Annotated in this window: 7 protein-coding genes; 2 read left to right on the top strand and 5 right to left on the bottom strand. The window is 44.5% G+C overall.

The annotated features are described in order from the left end of the window. Window positions 1-153: 153 nt before the first annotated feature. Window positions 154-375, bottom strand: coding sequence for a hypothetical protein (locus ACHZES_RS24010; protein ID WP_038279507.1), 222 nt, complete (start codon window positions 373-375; stop codon window positions 154-156). A gap of 150 nt (window positions 376-525) precedes the next feature. Further along, window positions 526-1,137 carry a sugar O-acetyltransferase gene (locus ACHZES_RS24005; RefSeq protein ID WP_154521024.1) on the bottom strand — a complete coding sequence of 204 codons (612 nt, stop codon included), beginning with the start codon at window positions 1,135-1,137 and terminating at the stop codon, window positions 526-528. A gap of 189 nt (window positions 1,138-1,326) precedes the next feature. Between ACHZES_RS24005 and ACHZES_RS24000 the strand changes: the two genes are divergently transcribed. Next, window positions 1,327-3,135, top strand: a complete 1,809-nt coding sequence (locus ACHZES_RS24000; protein ID WP_395547550.1) for an aminotransferase class I/II-fold pyridoxal phosphate-dependent enzyme — start codon at window positions 1,327-1,329, stop codon at window positions 3,133-3,135. Between the two features lie 18 nt (window positions 3,136-3,153). Continuing rightward, complete coding sequence (locus ACHZES_RS23995) at window positions 3,154-3,738, top strand: class I SAM-dependent methyltransferase (RefSeq protein ID WP_051835086.1); 585 nt, start codon at window positions 3,154-3,156, stop codon at window positions 3,736-3,738. A 141-nt stretch (window positions 3,739-3,879) separates the two neighbouring features. Here the strand turns inward: ACHZES_RS23995 and ACHZES_RS23990 are convergent, their stop codons facing one another. The 3 genes from ACHZES_RS23990 to ACHZES_RS23980 form a co-directional block, all read right to left on the bottom strand. Then, window positions 3,880-5,490, bottom strand: coding sequence for a response regulator (locus tag ACHZES_RS23990; protein ID WP_395547551.1), 1,611 nt, complete (start codon window positions 5,488-5,490; stop codon window positions 3,880-3,882). Window positions 5,491-5,779: 289 nt separating this feature from the next. After that, on the bottom strand, window positions 5,780-6,799 hold the full coding sequence (locus ACHZES_RS23985; protein ID WP_395547552.1) for a hypothetical protein: 1,020 nt from the start codon (window positions 6,797-6,799) through the stop codon (window positions 5,780-5,782). Between the two features lie 17 nt (window positions 6,800-6,816). Continuing rightward, a complete protein-coding gene (locus tag ACHZES_RS23980) occupies window positions 6,817-12,324 on the bottom strand; it encodes a polysaccharide lyase family 8 super-sandwich domain-containing protein (protein WP_395547553.1) in 5,508 nt (1,835 codons plus the stop codon). Window positions 12,325-12,339 lie beyond the last annotated feature (15 nt).

Genomic DNA, 12,339 nt, shown 5'->3' with positions numbered 1-12,339 from the left:
AAATTATGTCCGTTGTTATTACAACATACTATCATTTTTATTTTTTTTCCCATAAAAAACAGCCATATCAGCAATTTGTTTTACCCAAAATGCTGATACAGCCGTTCGTATCTGAGAACAGCGCCGCTACTTGCGGCAAGCTTTGTGAACCATTTAACGTTCATCCATGCAAATCTTCACAAATTTCGCCATAATCAAAATATAGCTGAAAATGAAAACAAAACCTGCGGCCATAAGAGGCCATTTTCTCTTTTTTTCCGGAATCGATAATCCAACCATGATCCCTACTGCGCACAGGCATATCTTTAATAGTGCAAAATCTTTTATACTGCACTTTTGTACAAATGCATCTGCACACTCACAAATCTCTTTCATCTACACCGTCTCCTTTCATAAATTTTCTTCCATAGTTTTTTAGTCACGACCTGTTTGCTTGATTCATAGTTAGTATACGCCTTTGGAAAAATATTATTATAATCTAACAGAAAATCCCTGTTCTAAATTAAGCCCTGGCTTAAACAATTGTCAGCGATAATCCTGCACATCAAATTCTTTATTTTTATAATAATACTTTCTGTCATCCTCCACAATCTGCCGTACTACTCTGCAGGGATTTCCCAGAGCTACCACACGATCCGGGATATCTTTTGTCACAACGCTTCCGGCGCCGATCACCACATCGTTTCCTATGGTAACTCCCGGATTAATGACAACGTTGCCTCCGATCCACACATTGTTTCCTATGGTGACAGGAATGCCGTACTCATATCCTGAATTTCTGGAATCCGGATGAATGGGGTGGCCGGCAGTATAGATCGATACATTGGGCGCAAGCATGACATTGTCTCCGATGATCACCTTACCTACATCAAGGATCGTACAGTTATAATTTGCATAGAAATAATCCCCGACCTCAATATTAGACCCGTAATCACAGTGAAACGGTGCTTCAATATGAACATCCTTTCCCGCCTTTCCAAGAATACTCCGGATCAGCTCTTCAATCTTTTCTTCTTCATCCGGGCGCAGCTGATTATACTTGTGTATTTTAAGCTTGTTTTCCATTCGCTCCTCTCGGAGCCCATCTAACCAGGCCTTGTAAGGCAGGCCAGCCAGCATTCTTTCTTTTTGGTTCATGCTCTTTACCCTTCTTTCTTTCATCATAATCATAATGATAAATCATGAACCGCAGGATATCAACCGTTAGTCCACTATAACTTTTGTTTGGAGATATTTTTATTTCAAATCTATTGACAGATCATGAATAACCTGGTATTATGTTCAATAATTTATAAAATATTACATTTTTGAACAAAGGAGTATGCGATGCAGGCAATTATTTTGGCCGCCGGAATGGGACGGCGTTTAAAAAAGTTAACGAAAGACCAGCCCAAATGCATGATCACCGTAAATGGCATTCCTATGATCGAACGCATGATGAAACAGCTGGATCATTGCCATTTGGACCGAATCATCATTGTAACCGGACATAAGGGTGAAGAGCTGCAATCCTTTGTATCCTCTCTCCCCCTCTCAACTCCGGTCACCTACATAGACAATTCGGTTTACAAAACAACAAACAATATCTACTCCCTTTATCTTGCAAAGGACCAGCTTCTCATGGATGATACCATTTTACTGGAGTCTGACCTGATTTTCGAGCAGGAAGTGCTGACTCAGATCATAAACGATCCCTATCCCAATCTGGCACTTGTGGCCCATTTTGAAAGCTGGATGGATGGGACGGTGGTTCTTCTTGATGAACAGGACAATATTATGAAATTCCTCACGCGGAAGGATTTCCGTTTTGAGGATATTCATTCCTATTACAAAACTGTCAACATCTATAAGTTCAGCCGCAGCTTTTCCACCACCCATTATGTTCCCTTCCTGGAAGCGTACAGCAAGGCCTTGGGTAACAATGAATATTATGAACAGGTATTAAAGGTCATATCACTTTTGGATGACCACGATTTAAAAGCCACCAGACTGGAAAATGGCTTCTGGTATGAAATCGACGATGAGCAGGATTTAGATATTGCGGAATCCATATTTACAGATTCCCAAAGCAGATTAACCCGGTTATCGAAACGATTCGGCGGCTACTGGCGGTATCCCGGCCTTCTGGATTTCTGTTACCTGGTCAATCCCTATTTTCCAAACAGCCGTTTCATGGGAGAAATCAAGGCCAGCTTTGAAGTCCTTACCACCAGCTATCCCTCCGGTCTTGACGTTAATAACTTACTGGCCGCAAAATCTCTGGGGCTGGACAGAAATCAGGTTCTCACCGGAAACGGGGCGGCGGAATTAATAAGGCCTTTGCTCCGCAGCTTTAATAATTCTGTCGGTGTCCTGCGCCCTTCCTTTGATGAATATGGAGCTTGTTCCCAGAATGCCATTTATTTTACCGTTACAACTCCGGATTATACGTATACCGCCCAGGATATCATGGACTTTTATAAAGATAAGGAACTGGATGCTCTGGTTTTAGTCAACCCGGATAATCCCACGGGAAATTACATTCTAAAGAATGAGGTCCTTTCTCTTGCCAAGTACTGCAAGGCAAGAAGCATCACACTCATTCTGGATGAATCCTTTATTGACTTCTCCTCTGCGGAGGAATCGCCGTCGCTCATGTGTCAGGAAATACTTGATGAGTATACGAACCTGGTTCTTATCAAAAGCATTTCAAAGTCCTATGGGGTTCCAGGACTGCGGCTGGGACTCCTCACCTGCAGTGACCCGGAAATCATCAGTCTTGTACGGAACGAGCTGCCCATTTGGAACATCAACTCTCTGGCTGAGTATTTTCTGCAGATTTTTGAAAAGTATCAATCTGACTATCAGGAGGCCCTGGCGAATTTTAAAAGGACCAGGGAAAAATTATACCAGTCCCTTCATTCCATCAGGCAGTTAAAGCTTTACCCCTCTCAGGCCAACTTCATCATGTGCGAAATCACTGATGGCTGTTCCGCCACCCAGATTGCCGAGTTGCTGTTAAACCGCTATAACATTCTGGTAAAGGATCTGTCCCACAAACCGGGGATGGAAGGCAGGGAGTTTATCCGTATTGCAGTCAGGACAGAGGCAGACAACGAACGTCTGGCGGATGCGCTGAAACACATTTTACGCTAATAAAAGGAGGTAATTATTATGAATATGCAAAATGAATCAAAGGAAACCTGGAAACAGATATGGACCCGGAAAGGCCGGGCAGATAGCTCCGTTACAGACTTACTGGCATACGATGGATATGAGGCCACCAAGGTGGATATGGAAGAAGTGGCCAGCCAGATCATCAAGCGGCTGGATATACATAAAAATGACAGGGTACTAGAAGTGGGATGCGGTGCGGGGGCCCTGGCTCAATATCTGGACTGTGATTATGTGGGCATTGACTATTCCCCTACCTTGGTCCAAAAGCACATCGAGCTTTTGCAGAATTCGGTCCTGACCGGCGAAGCTGCCGACTTACCGTTTAAGGATAAATCCTTTGATAAAGTGATCTGCTACGGCGTTTACCTTTATTTTGAAAATAAAGATTATGCTGAGAGAGCAACGAAAGAGCTGCTGCGGGTTGCCAGAAAAGGAGTGCTGATCGGAGAAATCCCCATGCGCTCTCACCGGGAGGAACACCTGCTGTTTTCCAAGGAAGAATTTCGCGGCTGGGATATCAGCGATGGTTTTTATGATCCTTATAGAAAAGACCGGTTCAATGCAGTTTATATCTTCTCCTAAGGAATGTGTTATGGCTGTTTCGTGCAGTCATCATACATGAAATAGAATAAAGAATCAGATTAAGGGAAAGGCAAACGCCTTTCCCTTTCTTTTCTTCCTTTTACGCCATATCATACCCTTACGGATACAGCCCGCTGCTATTCAGCAGCAGTTCTTTTTGATTGTTATACTCTCATATTCCTTTGGAGTATGACCCGTGATCTTTTTAAATACGGTACTGAAATAGTATTGCGTATCAAAACCAAGCATATCTGATATTTCATACATCATATATTGATACGTTCCTATCAGCTCCTTTGCCTTTTCTATTTTAACCTCTGAGACATAATCTGAAAAATTTTTCCCAGTCTGTTTTTTAAAAATGCTGCTTAAATGTCCCTGGCTGATATTTAACAGGGCGGACATCTGATTTAAGGTTATCTTTTCCCGGTAATGCTCCCGGATATATTCCTGAACCAGCTCAATATACTTGTCCTTCCTGCTCTCCTTATAGGTCTCCAAAGCTTCTGCAACCTGATCACGGAACCGTTCCAGCCAGGAGATCACGGCGCTCAAATCTGGCAGCCGGTTTAACTGACCTGCCACATCTAAAATATAGGGAAAGCTCTGATCCTCTCTCTCTTCCAAAAGGAATGTAATATAGTAATAAAGATTGCTGCATGCATTTACTGCCTGGGAGCGGGAGGGCTTACACTGAGCAAACAGCTGAATGATCTGGTTCATGATATTGGAAAAGCCGTCTCGGTCATTTTGACGGATAACGCCTGTTAATTCCTTCTTTAAAAAATTAATATTAAAGCTGCTGCTGTGATAGAAATTTTCTTTGCAATTTTCTAAATAATATACAATCGAGCCGGAATTGTCATAATATGTTTCATTCATTGCACTCATAGCCTGGTAAAGATGATCCTGAACTCCTTCTGCTTCCCTTACCGGCCGGCTGACCGTAATGGACACAGGAATCTCGAAATAATCCCTCATCGCTTTACGGAACTTGACACTCATTGCTTCAACCGATTCTTTATAATCATCCATTCTCTCCAGGGAAAGAACAAGGATAAAACCTTTTTGCTCCTTTTTCAGAAGGCAGCATCTGTCAAAAAAACCTTTTACCATTTCATGAATCATATTTTCCGCAAAATTTATAATTCTTTTCTGATCAGCCCTGTTAAATTTCTCGGAAAACCCCTCATGCCTGTAATTAAAATGAATCAGCATCAAAAGGAGCACAGGATAACGCTCCCGGATCATTACAGACAGCCTTTCATCCGGATGGGCATCCGAATCACAAATCAAAATATGCCTGAAATAATTTTGAATCCGCTCGTCCGCAGTTACCTCTCCGCCTTCCATCAGCCCTATCCTCCGATGGGTTAGATTGCATCTGTCTTTGGCTCGTTCCAGAGCTGCAAGCAATGCCTTCTCATCAAGCTCCATCTTTACAAGATAATCAACAGCGCCCAAACGCAGAGCTTCTTTCACCAGAGAAAACTCTTCCAGGTTTGTCAAGAGAATAAAAGATGCCGCATATCCATGTTCAACTGATGCCTTCATAAAGCTTATCCCATCCATGACAGGCATCCCTATGTCCGTTATCACAATATCCGGCCGAAGGGCTTCCATTTGTGCAAGAGCCTGACGGCCATTTGAGACCTTTCTGACTATTTTACACTGATGCTCTTCCCACTTTAGAAGGGAAGATACCCCTGCCAGAATTAGCGGTTCGTCGTCTACGATCATAATCCGATACATATTTATACTCCAAAGGAATTTTTACGGTTACCTGCATTTATACCTCCGCATCGGTTTCCCTTGTGCTTATCCCATTGATTGATGGGCCGAGGTATCTTCTCTTATGGTATTCCATTTTCATTATCCCGTATCGTAATTCGTATCTCTTAATCGTTCTCTTTATATCTCGTTCTTTTATTCTGCTCTTTATATTCCGTTCTTTTATTCCGTTCTTTTATTCCGTTCTTTTACTTCGCTCTTTTACTCCGCTCTTTTTCTCCAGGCTCATTCCCTCATAAAACAGAATTATTTAAAAGGAATAGCCATACTCTTTCATACACTGCTTTATGTATTCCTCATAGGCACTTTCCAGCCACAAATTCCTTAAAAGCGTCATAGATTCCCCATAGCCCGCCCTTCCATTGTCATGCTTATCCAGTACCTTTAAGATACCCTGGGAGGGGCCGTAGTCCAATACGCCGCTGCTTTGCCCAGGCTCCATAGACCGGGTCTGTTCTGCCAGCCAGATCATTTCCTGATTATCTCTTGGAAGATCAGCTGTATCATATTCTGCTTCTTCGTATTCAATTTTAACTTCTGATACTTCATTGATCTCATTGATGAGATCTGCAGGCTCTTTTTCTTCGGCAAATCCTTTCTCCACAAAGCTCCAGATTTTTTTAAGTTCCTCCGGATACTCTCCTGCCTTCATGCCGTAATACATATAGATTCCTATCCTGGCTCTGCAACCCTTATCAAACAAGGATGGATCTGCACTGGCGTAGAGCTCCTTCAGCTGATCCTCAGAAGGCTTCAGTTTTTCCTCTATGAGTTTTCCCTTCAATTCATCTCTCACTTCCATCTGTGTTCTGGAGATATATTCCATCAACCCATACTGGCTGGGGCCATAAGAAATACCTTGGGAAGACTGCCGTTTTTTATTTTCTTCCCCCAGAGATCTTTTTATATCTTTCAAAGCGATATCCGCAGGGATCCCATATTGGGAAGCTTTTAACCGTTCTACTGTATCTCGGACAAGACGTTCCGTTGCCTTTTGTTTTAATACCTCCCCAGGAACCTCGCCCTGGATATTCGTCTCCCAAAATCCGCTGTCATTAGGGTCCAGCTGATATTTATTGTAAAAATAGGACGTAACTTCGGCCCGGCAGTCATTTTCATAAAGCGCCAGATGGTCCTGAGTAATGGTGTAACTTCCAATTTTCAGCACTTTATGGGAAGGGCCTTTCAGCCACCAGATCCCTGCTATAAATAATGCTAAGAATACAACCGTTCCCATTATCACGTTCCATCTGTGCGCTTTTTGTTTCATTGTTTCCCCCCTGCTCCTTACAGCTTTCTTCTATATTTTACCAGTTCCTGAGTCAAACGTCTCTCCATTTCATGAATCTCCTCCATTTCTGCATCCGGATCCTGGAGAATACGTTTTGCTTCTTCAAGCAGCTGTGTCAGACCTGCCTCATCCACATTGCTGTAATCTTCTGCATTGATATTGGAAGCCATATCCATAATAAAGCTTAAATTCTTTTTTATTACCTTTTCCGGCACATAATCGGATTTCCACACCAGTAACGGCTTTATGGCTCCTTCTTTGGCAGTTCTGGAGGAGTGAATGTCCAGGTAATTATTTTTTGCTGCTGTGGGTATGCTGATCTCAAAGGAGATATCAGTGTCTCCGTTCTTTTTAGCCCTGCTGACAACTTCCGTTACATCAAGCTTTTGGATCAGGCTATCCGATGTCATGGCTTTTGTAAAGAAGGCTGCCGGATTGGTGCCTATACGGGTTGGGAAAGTGTTGAAGGTTACCGTTGCGCCTTCCCAATCACTCTCCACCTGATAAATATCTGCGCTGGTAAAATCCGCACTTGGTATGCCGGACAGCTCAAAGGTCAGGTAAACTGCCTGAGCGGATTCCGGTACCTGTTCCAGGCTGAACTTCATAAGAGTTTTTCTGGTATAATTCTGTGCTCCCGCATCATTTTTTACAATCAGGGAGGAAGATCCGCTGAAATTTTTATTGCTGTCCGATCCGCCCTGTACGTATACATTATCCAATACCGGTGCGGACTCGTCACCGACTTGTACTTGAATCTGCGGGGTAAACCCAGCCGTATTGCAGAGCCCCTCAGGCAATATCAGCTGCCCGGTTAAATCATAGGTCCCAAATACGTCTTTCTGATAATCCCCTCTCTCCCACAGGATATCCAGTGTGTGGGTCCCTCCGGCGTTGTCATAGACTTCCACTGTCTTTGGAAGCGGAAGATCCGTGAACTTTGTTCCGGGATCTGCCCTCATTCGGTCAAACTCACTGGAAATGCCGATGATTTCACATGTATTAGGTTCCTGAACCTTTATTGTGATCTTGCTGGTCCGGCCTACCCTTCCTGCTGTCCTTACAGTCAGCTTGATAAACGGAGTTTTCTGAAGCACCTCTACATTGGTATCGGATTCTATAATGTCTCCGCCTATATAAGGGAGTGAAATCTCAATGGTACCATGGTTCTCCTGAGTGGGATCCGACACCCCTACGGTTGCCTCGTCTCCATTGATCTGCATGATTACAGAAGCGGCTTTACTAGAGGTGATCCCCGCCGCAGTCGTTGCCTTGTTATTCCAGAAATTCACTGCCGTGATTCCCAGAGCCCTTTCTCTGACTGCATGAGCATCCTCGCTGCACGCAAGGACTTCAATGTCCGGATTTTCGCAGTACTGTGCCGTTTCTTCCGCATTCTTACCAGGGAGAATCACATAAGAATAGTCCGCGTTTGATGGCCTTTTCCCGTGCTCGAACCAGAATGAGGCAAACTGGTTTGTCTCCTCTCCTTCACTGGTACCCTGGGAATTCCAGTTACCGGTCCTCTTTTCTTTCAAGGCCATGACATCAGTTTTCTCAGGAAAATAGTAGCCGATATCGGAGCCTGACGCATTTCCCTCCAGATGGATCCAGGAAACGCCGGGTATATTCGTTCCTTTTGATGCACGTTCCTCACCATCGTCCCTGATATCCTTTGCTTCCCCATCGAACAGTACCTCGTTGCTTCCAGTCTCATTAAGTTTCCGGTTGTCAATAATGGTCTCCACGTAATTGCCGGTGGAAGAAGTAATCCCGCTTCCCACTGCCGCGATTTCGTCATCAAACATGAACCAGGACTTTTTAGCGTCCGTGCCTGATCTGGTACTACCGCTATTGCCCAGGGTCTTATAATGCATTCCTGCCGCGCCGTAACTGCCAAGGCTGGAACCGCCGACCCAGCTGTAAATATTCTTTGTCCGGTCACCGGCGCCGTCGGGGCGGGTGACATATTCCGTGGTCGTTCCTGCCAGACGCTTTGGATCTACGGTAGCCCAGTAGCCTTCCCCGTACTGTTCTCTGTCACGGTTGTAGAGGTATGTCATTCCATCGGAAACATTCCAGGTGCGCTTGCCTTCATCGTTGATCAGCTCATGTCCGTACGTACGGCTGGAATGCATGGATAAAGCAAATCCGAATTCCGGCATTATATGTACCAGCTTATCCATACCTGCAAACAGTTTGTGAAGCACATACTCACTCCTCGGTTCAATGGAAGCATCGTTCATAATCTGATTAGCCTTCATTAAAGAAGCAATATGGGTACTGTGGCTGTAATAATAACCCTCATCCACCCCAATGTAATATTTCATCATGCTGTTAAAGCGGTCCTGCTGTTCTGCAGGCATGGCATCCCCCATCAGCATCATGGCATCCATGATTCCAGCGCCTCTTGTTTTGTCATTTGAGGTTTTCCTGGTAACATCTCTTCCCGATACCATATCCATGCACAGACCATTATAAATAAATGGCTCGATCCCTTCAAATACCATATCAAAGATCAGCTGTTCTGCGTGATCCTCATAGGTCAGTTCAAAATCAGTGCCGGAAAATATTGAAAATAGAATGCTCAGCTTCTCATACAGCTGGGAACCATATCCGCCCATATAGGAAAGAGCCTGGTGCTGGATAAAGGACCCGTCCTCATAGAATCCATCTCCTGTGGTCACATACTCAAATACGGTCTTATATGCCTTTTTCACATGATCCAGTTTATCCCGATTATTGGTCAAAATACCGGTTTGGACTACCACCATGCCTTTGTCGATTAGATTTGCCCCTGTCATGGCCGGGGAACCAGGATAACCGGAGGGACGGTCGCATACGCTGGTAAACCGGTTGACTGCCGCTGCATAGCGATCAATTTGATCCGGTGTCAAATCTCCATATAGAATCAGAGCCGTATCCAGAAATGCAATGGGACCTCCGATTTCCCAGTGCCACCAGTTTCCGAATACCGGATTCTTTTCATCACTGCTGTTATAATGATGTTCATTCATAAAATCCAGGGCTTTGATCAGCTCTTTTTTTACTTCCTCATTCTGGTACAGCCGGCTTCCCTTTGTTGCCCATGCGATCGCCACATCTTTTAACCGGTAGAAGGTCACAGCTACATTGCCGGAGTGGACCTTGGCTTCTGCGCCGGTTCCTTTGATGTAGCTCATATCCAGGTCGCTCCAGAGATTTGTCCTGGACTCATCATTTTCCTTTATCATGGCATTCCAGTATTCCCCGGCCTTTTCATCAAGCACCCGGATATAGGTGCGGACCGCCTCATTACCGGTATCCAGTTCACCGCCCAGCAGCGTAACCAGCCACCTTTCCCTTAGTTCCTGAAACTGGGAATCAACTGGTTGTGCATTCATCGCCACGGAAAGCTCCGACGCAAGTTCATTGATTCTTTCCCTCACCTCTCTGGTAAACAGGCTGACTTCAGGTGGAGCCACATTTTCATAGGTCAGCTTACTCTGATCGTATTCCTTCTGGAAAAGCGATTTGCCCTCTTCCATAAGCTGCACTATTTTCCCATAAGACTCAGGCGTATAAGCACCGGGATTTAAGCTCTTGGCCTTTTTGTAAAGGGATGGAAGACCGGGAAGCGTCACGGTTATATCGTACTCCGGCAGCCAGGCAGAGGTTTTAAAGTTTCTTGCTTTAAATACCACACTGTCTTCATAAATCTTTACATGGTAACCTGTTCCGGCTTCTGTTACTCCGTTTTCCGTCTCATTATAAGAGGGCAGATCAATTAAGGTGCCGTATTCCCTGTCAATGGCCTCTGCCACGCCGAAACCGTTGTGAATATGACCGGACATGTAAATCACCTGGGGATATTTGGCAAATATCTCCTTTACTTTGGAATCCTGATTGCCGAAATCCAGCAGGATATTGCTTCTCCAGTGACTATCCTTTAATGCATTGTGTCCCATGACAAAAATCGGCTTATCCTGGCTGGCATTTTCAGCCAGAGTCTTTTCCAGCCAGCTTAACTGTTCCCCGGAAAGGTACATGGTATCTTTTAAGCCGTTTTCCGTATTGAGTACGATAAAATGATACCCTCCCAGCCACCGGTCAAAATAGAGGGCTTCACCGTTTCCCGGCATATATCTTTTATTATGTTTCAGATAAAGAGCTTTTGCGGTAGGCCAGTATGCGCTGATAACCGTTTCATCCTTGTTCCAGTCAGCAGAATTGAATCCCCTGACATCGTGATTTCCAAGGGCCATAATAACCTTATCGTCAGAAACCGGCGAATACTGATCCATGATATTATAAATCCCACGATACTGGGCTTCTGTACCGCTCTGTGTAAAATCACCCAGATTTAATACCCCCAGAGAGTCAGGGGCAATGGTTTTCATATCCTTTAACCCTGCTATGAAATTCACTGCATTGGTTTCCGATAAGTTGTCAGATTTTATATGGACATCGGATACCACCTGGAAGCTGCAAAGCGGCTCACTACCTTCCAAAAATTCATTGTACTTTTCTTTCAGACTGCTGACGGCTGCCATGGCTGCGGCGGCTGTCATGCCCTCCAGTTCCTTTTCTACATTCTCAATTTCCTGCTCCATTGCACGGATCCCATCCAGAGAATACTGGGAACCCGGCTTGATGGAGGCCAACTGTTTTTTCATTTGTTCCACTGCTGCCATCACTCCTTCTGCTTCATAAATTGTTTTTACGGTAGAGGCACTGATTGCCTTCTTATAAACCCGGAGTTCATCGACGATACAGCCGCTCATGCCATAGCATCCTCTGCCATCACCGCCTAAAATGAAGTCCAGTCCCGTATCAACAGATTTTCCTTTGTGTCCTGTCATAGAAGTAGACGAATATTTCTCGCCATCCAGATAAACCGTCATATCGCCATCCCTGTCAAAGCTGCCGGCTATATGATGCCATTTGTCATCATTGGCTGGGATTCCCTTTAATTCCACCCGGCTGTTTCCTGTTCCGGAAAAGTTCATTCTCATATCCACATCACTGACATTGTTAAAATTTCCAAATGCCCAACCCCTATTGCTGCCGCTTATATAGTTTTTATTGGAAAGGATGGTACCGTTATTCTGCCCATGATTTTCCGTCTTCATCCAAAAGGATAAGGAAAAATCTTCCGTTCCAAATTTTAAATCCGCCGTCTGACCATAAGAAATATAATGGTCGGCTTTGGTGTTTGGCTGCCCGGCTTTGCTTCCGTTATCCAAGGAAACGCCGTTGCCCCGAATCCCCTTTGTAAAGGCAGGCTGTCCGTTAATGATTCCATCATTTCCTCTTCCGGTCTGATCTTTTACCCTGCTCCCGGATATACTGCTTTCATCAAAAGAAGAATGCATGACCAGCCCGTCATTTAAAATCGTCTCCAGACCGTTTTGATCCGTATCAGACGCAGGACTCCCGGGTAAAGGAGCTGCATAAATAAGAGTCTCCATAAGTATAGAACAAATCAGCGCTGTCCCGCACATTTTTTTCCATTTCACCTTCATAAGACCGTTTCCCCC

The organism is Lacrimispora sanguinis, from assembly GCF_044987295.1.
Taxonomy (GTDB): Bacteria; Bacillota; Clostridia; order Lachnospirales; family Lachnospiraceae; genus Lacrimispora; species Lacrimispora celerecrescens_B.
The sequence above is the reverse complement of the archived record's forward strand: the minus strand, read 5'-3'. Positions and strand labels throughout refer to the sequence as shown.